17 protein-coding genes and 1 pseudogene are annotated in these 18,424 nt (G+C 42.7%); 2 read left to right on the top strand and 16 right to left on the bottom strand.

Features of this window, described 5'->3' with window-relative positions; all coding sequences use genetic code 11:
• Position 1: 1 nt before the first annotated feature.
• Positions 2-4,355, bottom strand: a pseudogene (locus tag QM865_RS02445) (endo-beta-N-acetylglucosaminidase); the annotation flags it as partial.
• Positions 4,356-4,658: 303 nt separating this feature from the next.
• Between QM865_RS02445 and QM865_RS02440 the strand changes: the two are divergent.
• Positions 4,659-6,290, top strand: a complete 1,632-nt coding sequence (locus QM865_RS02440; RefSeq protein ID WP_414305938.1) for a Na/Pi cotransporter family protein — start codon at positions 4,659-4,661, stop codon at positions 6,288-6,290.
• Positions 6,291-6,387: 97 nt separating this feature from the next.
• Here QM865_RS02440 and QM865_RS02435 read toward each other — a convergent pair whose 3' ends face one another.
• Both QM865_RS02435 and pepA read right to left on the bottom strand, forming a co-directional pair.
• Entirely contained in the window at positions 6,388-6,684 is a 297-nt protein-coding gene (locus QM865_RS02435; RefSeq protein ID WP_084947372.1) for a bacteriocin immunity protein, read from the bottom strand.
• A gap of 21 nt (positions 6,685-6,705) precedes the next feature.
• Entirely contained in the window at positions 6,706-7,770 is a 1,065-nt protein-coding gene (gene pepA, locus QM865_RS02430) for a glutamyl aminopeptidase (RefSeq protein WP_224218773.1), read from the bottom strand.
• Positions 7,771-8,065: 295 nt separating this feature from the next.
• Here pepA and galE point away from each other — a divergent pair, with 295 nt between their 5' ends.
• Complete coding sequence (galE, locus tag QM865_RS02425) at positions 8,066-9,064, top strand: UDP-glucose 4-epimerase GalE (protein WP_414305937.1); 999 nt, start codon at positions 8,066-8,068, stop codon at positions 9,062-9,064.
• A 98-nt stretch (positions 9,065-9,162) separates the two neighbouring features.
• Here galE and yidD read toward each other — a convergent pair whose 3' ends face one another.
• The 13 genes from yidD to QM865_RS02360 all read right to left on the bottom strand — a co-directional run bounded on the left by yidD (position 9,163) and on the right by QM865_RS02360 (position 18,344).
• Positions 9,163-9,399 (bottom strand): membrane protein insertion efficiency factor YidD, encoded by a 237-nt coding sequence (yidD, locus tag QM865_RS02420; protein WP_004245573.1) that lies wholly within the window; start codon positions 9,397-9,399, stop codon positions 9,163-9,165.
• The gene (locus QM865_RS02415; RefSeq protein WP_001222228.1) at positions 9,399-10,121 is read right to left on the bottom strand and encodes a pseudouridine synthase; all 723 of its coding nucleotides are present in this window, start codon (positions 10,119-10,121) and stop codon (positions 9,399-9,401) included. The genes yidD and QM865_RS02415 overlap by 1 nt, the downstream gene beginning before the upstream one ends.
• On the bottom strand, positions 10,108-10,677 hold the full coding sequence (gene scpB, locus QM865_RS02410; protein ID WP_261063520.1) for an SMC-Scp complex subunit ScpB: 570 nt from the start codon (positions 10,675-10,677) through the stop codon (positions 10,108-10,110). Before scpB ends, QM865_RS02415 begins: the two co-directional genes overlap by 14 nt.
• A gap of 18 nt (positions 10,678-10,695) precedes the next feature.
• A complete protein-coding gene (locus QM865_RS02405) occupies positions 10,696-11,424 on the bottom strand; it encodes a segregation/condensation protein A (RefSeq protein WP_054378467.1) in 729 nt (242 codons plus the stop codon).
• Positions 11,424-12,158, bottom strand: a complete 735-nt coding sequence (gene xerD, locus QM865_RS02400) for a site-specific tyrosine recombinase XerD (protein WP_414305936.1) — start codon at positions 12,156-12,158, stop codon at positions 11,424-11,426. Before xerD ends, QM865_RS02405 begins: the two co-directional genes overlap by 1 nt.
• Positions 12,155-12,616, bottom strand: coding sequence for a cyclic-di-AMP-binding protein CbpB (cbpB, locus tag QM865_RS02395; RefSeq protein ID WP_004260968.1), 462 nt, complete (start codon positions 12,614-12,616; stop codon positions 12,155-12,157). The genes xerD and cbpB overlap by 4 nt, the downstream gene beginning before the upstream one ends.
• Positions 12,613-13,134: a metallophosphoesterase gene (locus QM865_RS02390; protein ID WP_414305935.1), complete on the bottom strand. Its 522-nt coding sequence runs from the start codon at positions 13,132-13,134 to the stop codon at positions 12,613-12,615. Before QM865_RS02390 ends, cbpB begins: the two co-directional genes overlap by 4 nt.
• Entirely contained in the window at positions 13,110-14,081 is a 972-nt protein-coding gene (locus tag QM865_RS02385) for a nucleoside-triphosphate diphosphatase (RefSeq protein WP_000182445.1), read from the bottom strand. Before QM865_RS02385 ends, QM865_RS02390 begins: the two co-directional genes overlap by 25 nt.
• Positions 14,078-14,872, bottom strand: a complete 795-nt coding sequence (racE, locus tag QM865_RS02380) for a glutamate racemase (protein ID WP_000370384.1) — start codon at positions 14,870-14,872, stop codon at positions 14,078-14,080. Before racE ends, QM865_RS02385 begins: the two co-directional genes overlap by 4 nt.
• A gap of 199 nt (positions 14,873-15,071) precedes the next feature.
• Positions 15,072-15,320: a YneF family protein gene (locus QM865_RS02375; protein WP_000364990.1), complete on the bottom strand. Its 249-nt coding sequence runs from the start codon at positions 15,318-15,320 to the stop codon at positions 15,072-15,074.
• Positions 15,321-15,645: 325 nt separating this feature from the next.
• Positions 15,646-16,449: an ABC transporter ATP-binding protein gene (locus QM865_RS02370; protein WP_000157661.1), complete on the bottom strand. Its 804-nt coding sequence runs from the start codon at positions 16,447-16,449 to the stop codon at positions 15,646-15,648.
• A gap of 12 nt (positions 16,450-16,461) precedes the next feature.
• Complete coding sequence (locus tag QM865_RS02365) at positions 16,462-17,355, bottom strand: ABC transporter permease subunit (protein WP_261079946.1); 894 nt, start codon at positions 17,353-17,355, stop codon at positions 16,462-16,464.
• Between the two features lie 11 nt (positions 17,356-17,366).
• Complete coding sequence (locus QM865_RS02360) at positions 17,367-18,344, bottom strand: ABC transporter substrate-binding protein (protein ID WP_261079948.1); 978 nt, start codon at positions 18,342-18,344, stop codon at positions 17,367-17,369.
• Positions 18,345-18,424: the final 80 nt, after the last annotated feature.

Here is an 18,424-nt window from a genome sequence, read left to right as displayed (position 1 = left end):
AGACCAGTACCTACTTCCACGATTTCAGGACTTGCTTCTTTCAAAACTTCTGTAGCGCGAAGCGTACGATTGCCTTGACTATCTACTTCAATCAAGCGACGAATTTGTCCCTCAACTCCTGCTTGGACAAGTTGACGTTGACCTTTAAAAAGGCTTGCATTTGGGCGCTCTTGACGTTCGAAGGCTATTGTTTCAGTTTCCACAACTAGTCCAGAGAGGGCTTCAACTGTTGGGGCTACTTCATTTGGATCCTGGCTACCAACGTGATGGCTTTCTGCTGCAGGAGCTAATTTCTTATTCAGCTGTTCTTTCATGTCCGCAAAAGCTTGTGGAGTTGGTGCTTGTGATACCAACAAAGCCTCTGCTTGCGCAATTAGTTCTGATTTAGGATATTTTTCGCGGATGGATTCGAGTAAACTTTCTAATTCTTTCCTAGCAGCCTCATAACGCTGATTGCCATCCAAGTCTGCGCCTGCTTGTTTCAATTCATTCAAAGCCTGATTAACGTCTTCTTGACTGGCACTGTGATTTTCTGCAACAGCTTTCGCTCCATTAAGTTTCTCTAGTAGCGTCGCTTGTTTGTCCTCACTAGAGAAGGTGTAAGCAACCGTTGACTGACGACCTTGGACAGCAGTAATTTCTTGTTTGAGGTACTCATCGTTTAGTGCTGCTTTTGGAGATACCAAAACATCAAAGTTAACTTCATGACCTTGGTAACGAAGCTTCAAGGTTTGACGACCAGTCTTTTGAGCATCGTAACCAGAAATTTCAACTCCCTCATCAGTAAAGGAATGTTCTTCCATGGTGTCATTGCTATAAGCCACTGCAAAGCGTCCTTCAGACAAGTCTAAGCTATCACCAACTAGGTAATCTTTTTTCGGTTCCTGACTTACTTCAATTCCCAAAATAGTTTTCGGACTTGCTTCATCTTGGCTAGTGACAGTCACTGCCAGATTCGCATTTACCGGTTGGCCCAAGTATTGGAGAGTAAGATTTTGTTCTCCCTTATGATGCGTATCAAAGCCTGATACTGATACACCCGCGTGAGTTAGGCGAATGAGTTCGTCCTCAGCTCCTCCTTCATACTGAACTCGAAGAACACCGCCTCTAAGGTCCAAATCCTCCCCTTCGGCATAGCTTGTTTTCTTAGGTCCTGTTTCTAGGCTGACTGACTTGATTCTTCTGTCATCTTTTGGAACAGAAACTGCTAGGACATTACTAATTTCCTTGCCTGGCAACTGGGTACGATAGTAAAGAAGACCAGATTGATTTGTCAAATCCAATGGTGCACTTGCTAGGTCTCCTCCAACTTCGCTCTTCAAGGTTGCAAGCGGAGTTTGAGAATTTGGATTATCATAAACGGTAATGGTTGCTCCAGCTGGTACATCCGCAAAGCCAACTTGTACCTTGTTATTGCCTAGAGAACGGGCTGCAGCCTTGGCCATCGGAATATTGACACTCTCAGTATCAAGCTTTTCATACATTTTCCAGTTATAGATACGAATAGCCTTCCATGGAGTTCCATTGTCAGAAGTGACAACATTCAAGCGCCAATCTTGAGCTGTGATTGGTTTATCAAGGGTAATATCTGTAACATGGGCTTTATTGCCACGAACTTCCTTAGCCAACTTCCATTGACCATCCGCATCTTTATAATAGAGGTCAAAGTCTTTGGTGTTCATCAAACCATCGTTTACAGATTCTCCACCAGCTCCAGCATGGTCCATCACCCATCTAACAACTGTACGTGGTTGGGTCAAACGAATATCCACACTACCACTTAATTGTCCAGAAGACCACTTGTCAGACAGACTGGTAATGGTACCATTCAACATACCTTCAATACCTTCTCCACCTTCAGTCTTAGGGAAAGTACTATCAATAACTGTCGCACCTGGAACGATATTTTCAGCTAGTGGTTTTGGTAGGCTGGTATCTTTGACAGTCATACCCCAATCAAATGTTGTGGTTGCAGCTTCTGAACGAACCCCATTTTTACCAACTGCTACAACTTTCAGTTCTTGAGTTGTACCTTGAGCACTTGCTGAGCGGCTAACTTTTGGTAGATAAATAGTTGTAGAAGATGAGCCAGTTAGTAATTTCCAGCTGTCTCCATCTTTTTCGTAAACTTCATAGAAATCTGCATCCTTGTTGCCTTTAAATTGCACAACTGCTTCCGCTTCTTGGGCATTTTTTAGGACTTGTTTGGCTACAGCTACTGTAGTCGGAGCCTGAGGAGCATCTTGATTATTGCTGATGGTCAATTGGCCCAAATTAAATTGATAACCTTTTAAGTCTTTATCATTTTCAAAATAGAGTTTAATACCGTAAATTGTTTTACCTGCCAAGGCACTCAAATCAAAATCATCGGTTGTCCAGTTATCTGAAACTGTCAATTCTTTACGGGCAGCTTCATCACCATAGGTATAATCTTTCTTGGTTGCAAATTCTACATAAACCTTGGTTCCTTTGCCTCCTTTGTGGGCAACATGCAATTTGGTGGTATCTGTCACCTTCAAGCGAGTAGAGTACAAATTCACATCTTGCTTGGTCGCACCTGAAAGATCCCCTGCAAATTTGAGAGAAGTTCCACCATTATAAGCATCTTCAAAATCATAACTTGCTTTCAACTTATCGCCAGTTGATTTTTGCCACCAGCGCCATGTTGGAAGAACACCTGATACTGAACGGTAATTCCACTCAGAATCCTTAGAAACCTTACCATCTACGAACCATTTTCTACCATGACCTGTATTAAAAGAAGTAGTAAAAGTATTACCCACTGCTGGCGTGCGGTCCGCAACTAGGTTAGCAATACCATACCAATCTTTGTCACCTGGTTTTTGGCCAGTAGGATCACCTCGGTAACCTGTAAAGAAGATATCTTCATTCTTATGGTAATCTTCACCAGTTTTTCCTAAACTTGTAATGGTATCTGGGGCGAACAAACCAAGAGAAAGGCGCAATTTCCCATTTTCATCTAAAATGTCATTCCATTTGACCTTGGTCTTGTAGGAACCACCCTGTTGCAATTCCAAACCTGCAAATACATCATAAGGATTACGGCCAATCCAGTTGGCAGTTGCAATAGTGTAATCATTTTTAGCCTTATCCCAGTTAAAGTTAGCAAAGAAGTTGTCTGCTGGAACCTTATCACCTTCAGGTTGCATAAATTGGTAGTTGTATTCTCCCAAACCATCTTGGTGGTAACGTCCATAATTATAGGTCATAGCATCGTACCAAGAATACTTGATTGGATGGTTTACCTTAGCAGCATATTCCTTGGTATAGAGCATAAACTGGCGCATCTTTTCTCCAAGAGGTTCAACCAAATTCCCAGTCGTTTCTTGGTTGATGAAATAGCCATCATAGCCATAATACTTGGCCATATCCACCAATTTACGGGCAATTGGGAAGCTACCATCTGGGTCTTGCTTCAAAGCTTCAGCAAATCTTTCTTGATCTGCAATACTATTAGACCAGTTGAAGAAAAGTGTACCATATACAGGAACCCCGTTACGGTGACCTGCATCAATAATGTCAGGAGTTGGTACGAGACCTTCCCAGAAGACCATTGAATCTAGATATTGCCAATAGTCAAAAGCATAAGCCTTGAACTCTTCTCCACCAACAGAAGCATGGTCTTTTGCTTTAGAATTGGTGTTTGATAGGGCTTGAACTTTTGCTTCCTTGCTAGCTTTTTCATTGACTAAATGACCTGTCCGACGTGAAGCGAGGGCGACAGACCCGCGGTTAATAGCATCATCTTCACGAGCTCCTGGTTCCCATTTCAACAAATCTTCCCAAGAATTAAATTTGATTTCCTTTGGTTTTAATGTTTTTTCTGTATTTTTAGGGACATCTGGCTGGACTACTTTTTCAGTCTTATTAGCTTCTGCTGCTGGCTTAGACCCATTCCCTTGGCTAGTTGCTTCAGGTTTTGCTTCTGTTTCCTTGTCAGACTTTGGTTTTGATGTGGCAGATGGTGTTTCTGCAGCCACCTCACTTGGTTTTTCCTCTGATTTAGCTACGCTTACTGCCTCTGCAGTTTCAGTAGTTGCAGCTTCATTGCTTACTGGCGAAGCAGTTTCAGATGCTGTCGCTACTCCTTCTGCCTTTTCTGGCTTATTTTCTCTAGCATGTTCTCCTTCATGCTGCTTGTCAGCTTCATTAGTTGGATGCTCACTCTCTCCTGAAACAAGCTCTGTATTGGCTCCGCTATTTTCAGGAACTGCAGTTTCTTCAGCCAAGGCTGGACCAGCAAATAAAACAGCACCAATCATCAGCGAGCAGGCTCCTACTGATAACTTACGAATACTATAACGACAACGTCTTTCAAAAAATGGATTCTTCATTTTCTCCTCCTAAAAGATTGATTTTGTTGCATAAAAGAAAGCGCTTAACTTTCTTTATAAAATTTTTATCCCAATCACAGGGACCAAGATAATTCCTCCCTCATTTTAAGATATTTCTTTTAAATGTCAATATATAAAAGGAAATACCTATATCTAGGTTATAAATTGGTAAAATTAATATAATTAAGGACCATTCTAACGAATTTTCTTTCTAAAATCTTAGCTTAATACTTGTTAGATTTACTTTTATCCTTTAAAATAGAATAGGAGAAATTCCGTTATTATTTTTCGGAGGAAAAAGAAATGTCCATTAATTGGCAGGAAATTTTATTTCACTTTTTAGGTGGTCTGGGACTATTTTTATATAGTATCAAGACCATGGGAGACGGTTTGCAACAAGCTGCTGGAGATCGCCTTCGTTTTTACATTGACAAGTACACTAGTAATCCCTTTTTAGGTGTTCTAGTCGGAATTGTCGTGACTGCCCTGATTCAGTCAAGTACAGGGGTTACAGTTATCACGGTTGGACTGGTCAGCGCTAGTCTTCTCACTCTTAGACAGGCTATCGGAATTATCATGGGAGCCAACATAGGAACCACTGTTACTTCCTTTATCATCGGTTTCAAGCTTGGCGAGTATGCTTTACCCCTGATTTTCCTTGGAACCATGTTCCTCTTCTTTACAAAAAACAGAACAGCAAACAATATCGGGCGCATCCTGTTTGGTGTAGGGGGAATCTTCTATGCCCTCAACCTCATCAGTGCCGGTATGAGTCCGCTTAAAGATTTACCACAATTCAAGGAATATATGGTAACCTTGGGACAAAATCCTGTGTTGGGAGTTTTTGCTGGTGCGGTGATTACCGTCCTCATCCAGGCCTCTTCTGCTACAATCGGGATTTTGCAAGGGCTCTATGCAGGTGGCTTCCTTGACCTTAAAGGTTCTCTACCAGTTCTCTTCGGGGATAATATCGGGACAACCCTAACCGTTATCATCGCGGCAGCTGGAGCCAATGTCTCTGCGAAACGCGTTGCTGCAACCCACGTTACATTTAACGTTTTAGGGACTATTCTTTGCTTAATCTTATTAGGTCCATTTACGTCTATGATTGAGTACTTCCAAGCACTCCTTCACCTCTCACCTGAGATGACCATCGCCTTCTCGCACGGTGCCTTTAACGTAAGTAACACCATTGTACAATTTCCATTCATCGGAGCCTTGGCCTACTTTGTAACCAAGCTCATCCCTGGTGAAGATGAAGTTGTCAAGTACGAGCCACTTTATCTTGATGAGCATTTGATTAAACAAGCACCATCAATCGCTCTCGGAAATGCGAAAAAAGAACTCCTTCACTTAGGAAATTACGCTTCTAAAGCCTTTGACCTTTCATACAACTACATCATTGACCTCAATGAAAAAGTTGCTGAAAAAGGCCACAAGACAGAGGAAGCCATCAACACCATTGATGAAAAATTGACTCGCTATCTTATTACTCTTTCAAGCGAAGCTCTTAGCCAGAAAGAAAGTGAAGTACTCACCAACATCCTGGATTCATCCCGTGATTTGGAACGGATTGGGGACCACGCAGAAGCCCTAATCAATCTGACCGACTATCTTCAACGTAAAAATGTTGTGTTCTCTGAAGCTGCTTTGCAAGAACTAGCTGATATCTATCAAAAAACCACTGCCTTTATCAAGGATGCCCTTGACAGCGTGGAAAACAATGATATTGAAAAAGCTCAAAGTCTGATTGAACGCCATAAAGAAATCAACAATATGGAACGTGTTCTCAGAAAGACTCACATCAAACGCCTCAACAAGGGCGAGTGTTCAACGCAAGCTGGGGTCAACTTTATCGACATCATTTCCCACTACACTCGTGTGTCTGACCATGCTATGAATTTAGCTGAAAAGGTCATTGCTGAACAAATCTAAGTACCAAGAAGCTATCCTAAATAGGATGGCTTTTTTCTTTTCCTAACCAAGAATTGCTTTTCTAACATATAGAAAAATGCTTTGATTCACAATGGAATCAAAGCATTTTAAAGAGCTCCCCGTACATAAGCGCAGAAGCCGCAGTTCCTCTGTACTTTGCTTCTTCTCTTTTGATAAAACGAGCTAAGTTGATTAACTCAGGTGCCGGATGTTTGGGATTTAGGAGCAATTCACGATTGACCAGGCCTGAGATACGAACTGCCAGCAATTGCTCATTTGTAGTGGGCAGTTTTTTTGCAGTCTCTAGGAGAGTAGCAACTAAATCTTCACTCAAATCATGTCGAGCATGATTGTAAAGATCTTTTACAAGGCTTTCTAGGTTTGGTTCTACCATCCCTACCACCTCCCTTATGGTTTAATAATTTTTAATCAAATCAACTGTTGAACGATCCAATTTCTTCACCAAGGCTTGCAAGAAAGCTTGAGCTTCTAAGAAGTCATCCATTGCATAGAGGGTTTGGTGAGAATGGATATAACGAGCGCAAACACCGATTGTTGTAGATGGGACACCACCATTTTTCAGATGAGCTGCGCCAGCATCTGTTCCGCCTTTACCACAGTAGTATTGGTACTTGATACCAGCTTCTTCAGCCGTTGTCAAAAGGAAATCCTTCATTCCTGGTAGAAGCAAGTGACCTGGGTCGTAGAAACGAATCAAGGTTCCATCCCCAATCTTGCCTTGACCGCCATAAACATCACCTGCTGGTGAGCAATCCACTGCTAGGAAGACTTCTGGATCAAACTTGGTTGTAGATGTATGAGCACCGCGGAGACCAACTTCTTCTTGGACGTTAGAGCCAAGATAGAGTTCATTGCCAAGTTTTTGACCTGACAGAGCTTCCGCCAACTCGCTCACCATGAGAACCCCGTAACGGTTATCCCAAGCTTTTGATATGATATTTTTTTCATTGGCTGTCAAGATTGCAGAGCTATCTGGTACGATGGTGTCGCCAGGACGGATGCCAAAACTTTCTGCCTCAGCCTTGTCCGCAAAACCGCCATCAAAGACGATATCTGAAATAGCTGGCATAGTTGGTCCACCCTTTCCGCGAGTCAAATGTGGAGGGACAGACCCCGAAATCACAGGAATTTCACGACCATCACGAGTCAAGAGTTTGAAACGTTGGCTGCTAACCACCATGGGGTTCCAGCCACCGATTTCTACGACACGGAAGGTACCGTCTGGCTTAATCTCGCTGACCATAAAACCAACTTCATCCATGTGAGAAGCGACCAAGACGCGCGGCGCATCTGCAGCTTCTGAATGTTTAATTCCGAAAATACCACCCAAGCCATCTGTCACCACTTCATCCACGTGCGGTGTCAACTTTTCACGAAGATAAGCACGGACAGGTGCTTCATGACCTGAGATCGCAGCAAGTTCTGTTACTTCTTTGATTTTTGAAAATAATGTTGTCATTTCAGTTCCTTCTTTCTTTCATCCATTTTACCACTTTTTATAGGAGAAGGATAGCGGAAAGGTGGATTTCTAAATTAGTATCGTATTCTTGCGGTACCTTAGAAAAAGATCGTATCCTCTTACATGTGAGGTGAAATCTAAGAACTATTCCAAGATTAACCAAATCATTAATTCCCCAAACAAAAAACAATTCAATGCTATATTTGTTCAGTTTTTTCATGAAATCTGCAGAAAATAATTGACTTTACCTTCTTCTTTCTTTAAAATAGTACAAAAATAGGAAAAGGAAAAAATCATGACCAAAACAATTCTTGTTACAGGTGGAGCTGGCTACATTGGCTCCCATACCGTTAAAGCTCTTTTAAATGCTGGCTACCAGGTGCATGTTCTAGATAATCTCTCTACAGGAAATCGTTCAGCTGTAGATAGTCGTGCTAGCTTTAAACAACTGGACGTTTATGATGCTAGTGCCTTAAAAACCTACTTGGAAGAAAACAAGATTGACGCTGTTCTCCATTGTGCAGGTGAGATTATTGTGAGCGAAAGTATTGAAAATCCAAGTAAATACTTCACTGCCAATGTTGCTGGTATGAACCAAGTTCTCAAAGTTTTATCTGAAGTTGGCATTCAAAAAATCATGTTCTCTTCGACTGCTTCCCTCTATGGTAATAACTGTATTGACAAGCCAGCCACTGAAGATACCCTGCTCGATCCTGTCAATCCCTATGCAGAGACAAAACTGATGGGTGAACGAATGATTTACTGGATGGCCAATCGCTACGACTGGAAATATGTTATTTTCCGTTACTTTAATGTAGCTGGGGCTGAAATGGATGCTTCAAACGGTCTGCGTGTGAAAAATCCAACCCACATCATCCCCAACATCAACAAGACCGCATTGGGACAAAATGATAGCCTAAAAATATTTGGAGATGACTACGATACACGTGATGGTTCATGTATTCGGGATTACATTCATGTCTTGGACCTTGCACAGGCTCATGTTAAAGGAATGAACTACCTATTTCAAGAAGACAGTTCTTCTCAAATATTTAACTTAGGAACTGAAAAAGGCTATACCGTCAAAGAAATCTTTAAAACTGCTGAAGAACTACTGGATCAAATAATCCCACACGAGATTGTTGCTCGTCGTGCTGGTGACCCAGCTAGCGTCCTAGCAGATGCATCAAAAGCTAAACAATATCTTGACTGGCAGGCCAGCTACTCCCTCGAAGATATTATTTTATCAGATTATCGTTGGCGGGTTAAAGAAGGCAAAAACATTTTGGAATAGGATAACAGAAACATCAATAATAAATAAAAACACAGATAGATGTCACTTAGTAAATACCAAGTATCATCTATCTGTGTTTTATACATTAGAATACAATCTTACTTTGAATTTCTTTTCAAAGTAAAGTGGTCTGGGACGGGGTCCTTACCCGTTTTCGACCAGGGATGGCAACGTAAAATCCGAGCCAAGCCCATCAAAACACCCTTGAAGCCATGTTTTTCAATAGCCTGAATCATATAGTTGGAACAAGTCGGCTCAAAGCGACAAGAGGGTGGAAAGGCTGGTGAGATAAACCGTTGATAAAAGCGCACAGGCGCTATTAAAATTCGTTTCATTATTTCTTGGTTACAGCCATGGTGTGTAGTTGGCTGATTTCTTTTTTGTTAAGACGACGGGATTCACCTGGACGGAGACCTGTCAAGTCTAGGTGTCCAAAACGTGTCCGAGACAGCTTATCCACTTGTAGACCAACAGCTTCAAACATCTTTTTAACCTGATGGTTACGCCCCTCGTGGATGGTCAATTGTACCACAGAACGATTTTTGACTGGATCCACTTTGAGAATTTCATAAACAGCTGGCTTGGTTTTCTTGCCATCAATCTCAAGTCCACGGGTCAAGGGGCGGAGATTATCCTTATTGGCAACACCTTTAACACGCGCGACATAAACCTTATCAATCTCATTACGAGGGTGAATCATCTCATCCGTAAAATCCCCATCATTGGTCAAAATCAAGACTCCTGATGTATCCCAGTCCAAACGACCTACAGGGTAGATGCGCTCCTTCACGTTGGGCAAGAGGTCGACAACCGTCTTGCGGCCCTTATCATCTGTCACACTGGAAATGACACCGCGTGGTTTGTTAAGCAGATAATAGACCTTTTCTTCGTTGTAGATAGGTTGACCTTCAACTTCGACCTTGTCGCCTGACTTGATAGTGGTTGCTAGTTCACGTACCACTTGGCCGTTAACCGTCACCAAACCTTGCTTGATCAACTCTTCTGCTTTTCTCCTACTGGCCACACCTGCGTGGGCAATATACTTATTGATTCTCATCTTCTTCTATCCTTTCACCAAATAATTGGCTTTCTTGGGCCTGAATCTCAAGCTCATCAATCACTGGTAATTCTTCCAAATGGTTAATTCCCATGTAATCTAGGAAATAATCTGTAGTCACATAGAGGTTGGGGCGTCCCAACACTTCTTTTTTTCCGTCTTCTCGTATCAAGTCAAAGGCCTGTAACTTTGCCAAGGCCCCACTCGAGTTGACCCCACGGATGGCATCAATCTCTATCCGTGTGATGGGTTGCTTGTAGGCAACGATGGACAAGGTCTCAAGAGCTGCCCGAGACAAGCTCTGGTTAATAGGCGCTTTGGAATATTCCTTTAAAACCTCTGAAAACTGAGGCTTGGTCACCAATCTATAAGCACCACCTGTCTCAATCAGAGCCAAACTGGAATCTGGGTCCTTTTCATACTTCTGGGCTAATTTTTCTAAACTCTGTTGGATGCCTGTCGGTGGCAGAGAGAGGAGTTCAGCTAACTGGCGGACCCTAATCCCATCTTCACCCGCTACAAACAAGAGCGCTTCTATTTTTGCTAAAGTACTCATCTTTCCTCTCTATCAAGTCTAGCTTTGGGCCACTTGACTTTCTTCCTTCTTTTCCATGAGATAAATATCTCCGAAACTTTCCTCTTGCACGAGGATCAGCTCCTGGGTTTTGATTAACTCCAAGGTTGCCAAAAAGAGGGTAATGACCTCTTGGACATTCTGGGCTTCCTTAAACAAATCCTGCAAGCGCAATTGATCTCGTCCAGCTAAGGACTCTTTTACGATAACCATCATGTCCTCAATCTTATACTCATCCCGCAAGATAGTCGTGTGATTCTGTGCAAACTCCTCTTTTTTCTTGGCTAGTATATTTGAAAAAGCCAAAAAGAGGTCAATGGTCGTCTTGTCATGCACAAGCTCCGCATCTTCGTAAATCAACTCTGTCGGTGCTTTAGAATAATACTGGGCCCGTTCTTGGTGCTTGGCTTCCAAGTGCTCACCCAAGAGCTTAAACTTACGGTATTCTTCGATTTGGGAGAGAAGATCCTGCTCCAGGTCATCCTCCAAATCTGTCACTTCCGCTACCTTTGGTAAGAGCTTGCGACTCTTAATCAACATCAGCTGACTGGCCATGACCATGTACTCGCCCGTCACTTCCAGACGCATGGCCTGCAGGGTTGAGACATAGGCTAGATACTGTTCAATGACTTCCGTAATGGGCACATCGTAGATATCCATCTGGTACTTAGAAACAAGGTGCAAGAGCAAGTCCAGAGGCCCTTCAAAATCTTTTAACTTAATATCCATTATCTATATTTTTCTAAGGTCAGGACTGTTTTTAATCCTAGTTTTTTTGCAATTTCGTACAAATCGACCTTGTTTTCAATTTGTCGTAGAATGAACTGTTCCCGCAAGGCTTGGGCCGATAAGGTTGTGAAACCTTTCTCCTTGACAAAGGCTTCTAACTGACGAAAGGCCCACTGACGAGAATAGGCTTTCCCTCCCCTTTCAAAAAGATAGGTCTGCCCCATCAAGGGTTCCAACTCTGAAAGCAAGGTTGTAGGAATAGTGACAATTCTCTGTTGGGAAGCCTTCTTGATTCGCAACACCTGAAAATCCAGATTGATGTCCGCAACCTTGAGTGCTAAAATTTCACTCGGCAAGAGCCCCATTTCTAGGATTAAGAGCGCTAGCAAGCGACCCTCTGAATAGTCGCTTTCCTGCCAAAAAGAGTCTAGATCTAACAGTTCTGGTTTTGCGGTCTTCTTTTCAGCTTGTTTAGCTAATTCTAAGCGGTAAAAGCTGTCCACTTCTCCTTTTTGATAGAGAAAGTAGAGAAATTGGTTACAGGCCGAAATCTTTCGCTTCTGGGCGCTGATTTTTAGATTGGCTAGCTGGGCTTGGTAAATCTTGAGACTGGTCTCCGAAATCCGCTCGCCTACAATGTCTAAAAATTGCTCCAAATCATACTTATAGGACTGCTTGGAATTGGCAGACAGACCCTGCTTTTCCTCTAAAAAGGCTGAAATCCTGTCTCTCATTTGCATCGAATCTCATATTCCTTACTAAAGTCATGCAAGAGGGCATTGACTGCCTTGAGGATAGACTTGCGCGTGATAATCCCTTGGAAAATTCCTGACGCATCCACAACCGGCAAGAAGGACTCATCTACCAGCTTGTGCAAGACCTCCGTAATGGTAAAGTCAGGCGAGACAACCGCTACGTCCGTTCTCGTCATATGAACGATATCCGTATCTGCCATGATTTCTTGACTCAAGTCATGCTCCATCTGATAAGCCATAATATCTCTGAGCCCAATCGTCCCAACAAACTGTTTTTCATCTGTCACAACAGGAACACGGGTATAGGTCATCTGACTGAGCAAGAGGGTCGCGTGATCCGCATTGTGGGTATCAATCAACACGGCTAGATTTTCAGCAGGGGTCAAAAAAGTTTCCTCCTGCCCCAACAAGAAAGTTTCAAACTCCTTGGCAATCATCGGCTAAACTCCTTGGACAAGCCCGGATACACCTCATGGTCTCGTGTCAAAAAGTCCACTTTGAAATAACTATCATCAATCTCCACACGAGCATAGAGACACTCTCTGATGGTCCCACGTGGTTGACTGATAGAGCCTGGATTTAGAAAGAGGGTCTTACCTTCCATCCAAGCGCTTGGCACATGCAAGTGACCATAGAGGCAGATATCGGTCTCTTCCTCCTGAGCCCAGTAGTCCAACTTTTGAAAGTTGAAATTGATGTCAAACAAGTGACCATGGGTTTGGATAATCTTGGTCGAACCAAGCTCAGTCACCAAACGTTCTGGGTAACCTGCATAGAAGTCCATGTTCCCTTTAACAACACGGATGCCTTCCCAAAGGGGAGAATCAGGACGCAGTTCAGAATCGCCGTTATGAAAAACGGCGTTAACTTTGCCCACATAGCGATCACGGATTTCTTCCACAATCAAGCTATCGCCATGGGAATCGCTCATTACAATGATGGTTTGCTTTGCCATGATGGAAATACCTCCAAAAGTTTCTTAACGGCTAAGGCACGGTGAGATTGACTATTTTTTTCTTCAAGGGTTAATTCAGCTGAGGACTTGCCTGTCTCTCCTACAAGGAAGAGAGGATCATAGCCAAAGCCATTTTCACCCTTAGGTTCAAAGTTAATGTAGCCTGGCCAGTCTGCTTCAACAACCAAACTTTCCTTGTTTGGACTGGCTACGACTAGGGTTGTGTGGAACTGAGCCGAACGATCCTTGAGTTCAAAGACCATGGCCAATTCGTGCAAGAGTTTGGCATTGTTTTCACGGTCAGTTGCTCCGACGCCTGCAAAACGAGCCGACCAGACACCAGGCAAACCACCCAAAACATCGACTTTCAGTCCAGAATCATCTGCCAGAACCATCTTGCCCGTTAATTGGGAAATAGTTTCTGCCTTGAGGCGGGCATTTTCTTCGAAGGTCATGCCTGTTTCTGCTACTTCAGGCAAGTCAGGATAGTCATTGAGATTTTCCACATCGTAGCCTAGCTTGTCAAAGATAGCTCGGAATTCCTTGGTCTTGCCTTCGTTACGAGTCGCAATCAATAAGGTTTCTCTGACCTTGTTTGTCTCAAAGAATGCTTCTACATCAACCCCTTCTTTAGGCAATTCTACATGCAGGAGTTGCCCATTTTCAACTAAGAGTAAAGCCCCCTGACGTTGGATGACTTCCACATTTCGTCCCATTTCTTGGTTGAGGATATCTACCACAAAAGACAATAAACGGTAGAGAGAACCATAGCGTAAAACAGTAACAGAAACAGGAAAACCTCGATCCTCATCTCGAAATCTTTGGGCAAACTCCAATAGAGGAAAATCCAAGTCATCATCCGTCAACGTCCGGACGCCACCAAAAATACCATAGGACCCGACATACCAGTCCTGTTCATCCTTGTATTCATAAATTTTATTTGTCATAATTCTACATGCTCCACATAAATCTCTTTTTCCAGCCATTCTTCACCAATTTGTGCAAAACTTTGGCTGCTGGCTGTTGTGTAAAAACGGTGATGGAGTGGTCCGACATCACGACCACGATTGATTTCAAAATAATTGAGTAAGACTGAAATGTCCCGTACGCACTCTGCCCCACTATCGATGAGCTGAACCTTTGGCCCCATGACATTTTGAATAATAGGTCTGAGAAGTGGATAATGGGTACAACCCAAAATCAGGCTATCCACCTTTCCAACCAAGGGACGCAGGGTTTCATAGACCACTTTCTTGGTGACACTGGTTGACAGGGCACCCGACTCCACCAAGGGAGCAAACTTGGGACAGGCCAAGCTCTCCACCTGTAAGTCCGGATCCAGATCGTTTATTTTCTGACGGTAGATGTCTGATTGTACCGTCATGGGTGTTCCAATCACTCCGATTTTCCCACCTTGGCTGGACTTGATAGCTGCCGAAGCTCCTGGCAAAATAACACCTAGGACAGGAATATCTAGTTGAGCCTTGATTTCTTCCCAAACGACCGCAGTCGCAGTATTACAAGCAATGACAATCATTTTGACATCCTTGGTCAAGAGAAAGTTGACCAACTGCCAAGTATATTCACGAATTTGCTCAGCAGGACGGGGACCATAGGGCGCCCGCGCCGAATCTCCAATATAGACGATTTCTTCATGGGGAAGCTGGCGCATGAGCTCACGCACAACGGTCAAGCCCCCGACACCCGAATCCAAAAAACCAATTGGTCGATTATCCATACAGTCTTCTTTCTAGTCTTTTTCTGATTGATAGTTCATTATGATTATTGATCTTTATGAACCGAATGACAGCCTAAGCAACAACTATCTCTCTTAATCATAATCAAATATCAATAGAATGCAAGGAAAAAGTCTCATCCCTAAACCCTTAGCCAACATAGTGAGAAGTCTGGAATTTTCATCCCAGACTTTTCCTTATTTATTTTTTCTTTTTATTGTTAGCAAGGGCTGCCTTTTGTTGGCGGATGATTTGGTGGTAAACTTGTTGTACCTTAGCTTCGCTTGGTTTTTGACCATTTGCACTCAAAAGAGTACGAACTGCTTCAGCATTCAAACGTGGGTTGTCAGCGAATTCTTTTTCAATTTGCTTACGAACCAAGTACATTCCTCCAAGAGCTCCTCCTAGAAAAGCTAGCACAATCAATACAATTGCTAATAGTAAATCCATCATATTTCTCCTGTTTCTTTTTGAGTCTCTTTCATTATACCACAAACTAGCCACCCTGACTAGTTTGTTCTACGCTTTCAGGAATGGAATAGACAGCAAAAAGAACCCTGCTTTTCTGCAAAAGAGGGCTCCTTACTGAGTTTATACTCAATGAAAATCAAAGAGCAAACTAGGAAGCTAGCCGCAGGTTGCTCAAAACACTGTTTTGAGGTTGCAGATAAAGCTGACACAGTTTGAAGAGATTTTCGAAGAGTATTAATTTCATATTTCTGCCTATCCATTTATACTAATAAAAGACTGAGACACTGGATCTCAGCCTTTTTCTTTATCCCAAAACCAATTCATCACTAACTAGACTTTGGCCACTATTTTTCTGGAAGAGATGCATGAGATCTTCAACCGTCAGATGCTTTTTCTCTTCTCCTTTGACATCTACCACTATCTTGCCTTGATAGAGCATAATGAGACGATTTCCGTACTCAATCGCATGGTTCATATCATGGGTAATCATCAAAGTCGTCAACTGATGGTGTTCCACAATCTTTTGCGTCAAGTCCATTACCATTTGACTGGTTTTTGGATCAAGTGCCGCAGTATGTTCATCCAAAAGCAAAAGTTTGGGTTTCACCAGAGCTGCCATGACTAGGGTCAAGGCCTGTCTTTGCCCTCCTGAGAGGTATTGAGTATCCACTTTCAAGCGGTTTTCAAGGCCAATATTCAACTCCTTCAAGGCCTCTTGGAACTGGATTCTATCCTTCTCCTTCACACCCCAACCAAGCCCTCTCTTCTGACCGCGTCTCAAGGCAATAGCCATATTCTCCTCAATCGTCAAACGAGAAGCTGTTCCCATCTTAGGATCTTGAAAAACACGAGCGATATCCTTGGCTCTCTTTCTTACACTCAGATTTTTAATGGATTTGCCTGCCAATAAAAGGTCCCCCTCGTCAACCGATAGATTGCCAGCCAAGATATTCATCAAAGTGGATTTCCCTGCTCCATTTCCACCAATCACAGAGATAAAATCTCCCTCTTCAACCTCTAAGTCTAATCCTTTGAGGACATGGTTCTCATTGACCGTCCCTGCTTCAAATGTTTTGTGAATATTTTCAAGTGTTAACAAACTTGCCATAACTTTCTCCTCCTATTCATTTCTCAATTTTAGACCACGAATCTTTAATCTCTTTTGCAATTCCGGCGCAAATAAAACTAAGGCGAGCAAGATTGCATTAAAGAGACGTACCAAGTTTTGATCTAGATTTGGAATTTCATAGATATTTAAAATAATCAAACGATAAACAATAGCACCAATTCCGATGGATAACAAGCGGCCTCCAATGGTCAAGTCGTGTATCAAGACTTCCGCAATAATGACTGCACTCAAACCAACAACGATGGTTCCTGTCCCAGAAGTCACATCTGAAAATCCATCATTTTGGGCAAACAAGGAACCACATAGGGCAATCAAGCCGTTTGAAATCATGTAACCAACAATCTTCATGGTGTCTACATTGACCCCATTGGCCTCACTCATCGGAATATTGTCCCCAGTCGAACGCAAGACCAAGCCAATCTCTGTTTTCATCAAAAGAGTCAAGACCAAACAAACAAGTAAGAGACAGACCAAGCTGAGTGAGAAAACAGCTTCTTCATTTGTCAGTCCCAAGCTCGCCAACTGTTTAAAGACAGTTGAAGAATCTCCCAAGGAAAGATTAGGTACGCTGCCCATGATTTTAATATTGATTGAATAGAGCCCTGTCAAGGTCACAATCCCTGTCAAGAGAGCTGGGATTTTCATCTTGGTGTGGAGCATTCCTGATACAAGACCTGCTACCATACCTGCCAGCAAAGCAAGTAAGGTCGCAATCCAAGGATTTGTCCCTGCCTGTATCTGAGATACGACGACAGCCGCCCCCAGTGGAAAGGCTCCTTCAGCAGTCATATCCGCAATATCCAAAATACGGAAAGTCAAGTAGACCCCAATAGCCATAATCGACCATAGCAAACCTTCTGATAAACTAGATAATACAAAATTCATCTCAAACCTCCCTATTCCTTGCTTTCTAACTTACTAATATCAATTCCCAATGCATCTGCCATTTCTTGATTGGTATGCAATTCCAGTTTTTCAGGCAACTCAACTGCTATATTTTCTGGCTTCTCACCTTTTAAGACACGAATCAACATGCGAGCCGTCTGTCTTCCCAATTCTTCATAATTGGTTCCGTAGTTATACAAGCCACCAACAGCAATCATTTCTGTTGAGCCGCCAAATACTGGAACCTTGTGTTTAATAGAAACCTGCTTGACTGTTTCCATGGTTGACGAAATGATATTATCCGTTGGGACAAAAACCATATCCACCTCTGCCATCAAACTCTCTGCTGCCGCCTTGACGTTGTTACTGTCCAAGATTGTTTTTTCAACAACACTAAAGCCTTTTTCTTCCAGAAGGCGCTTAGCTTCATCCTTTTGGACAACTGAGTTTGGCTCACTCTGAGTATAAAGAATTCCAATTGTTTTAGCTTTTGGCAACACTTTCTTTATCAAATTGATTTGGGTTGAAATGGCATCTGATGACTGATCGCTTGTCCCAGTTACATTGCCCCCAGGATGCTCTCTTGACTCAACCAGCTTGGCACTGACAGGGTCTGTTACCGCTGAAAAGATAACAGGTGTCGTTTGTGTTGTATTGGCCAAGCTCTGAGCAGAAGGCGTTGCGATGGCTAGAACGACATCACTAGATTCTGCTAGTTGCTGGGAAATCGTTTTTAGATTTCTTTGTTCTCCCTGTGCATTTTGCAAATCAATCTCGATATTTTTCCCCTCAACATAGCCTTGCTTGGCCAGCTCATCCACAAACCCTTCTCTAGTAGCGTCTAAGGACTGGTGGGTAATAAACTGCGAAATACCGATACGAAATACATCTTTTTTCTTATCTGCCTTCAACTGATGCAAACTAATCAGAGAGGTCAAGAGGATCCCCACTACTAAGAGGGGTGCTAGTAATTTTCGAACAACTTTCATAATGAAACTCCTTCTCAGAAAAGATAAAACAAAAAACCGCCTAGATACTATCTAAACGGATGCTTGAAATAATCTAACAA

This window comes from Streptococcus mitis (genome assembly GCF_047462815.1).
GTDB classification, from domain to species: Bacteria; Bacillota; Bacilli; order Lactobacillales; family Streptococcaceae; genus Streptococcus; species Streptococcus mitis_DO.
This window is presented reverse-complemented; position numbering and strand designations above follow the sequence as displayed.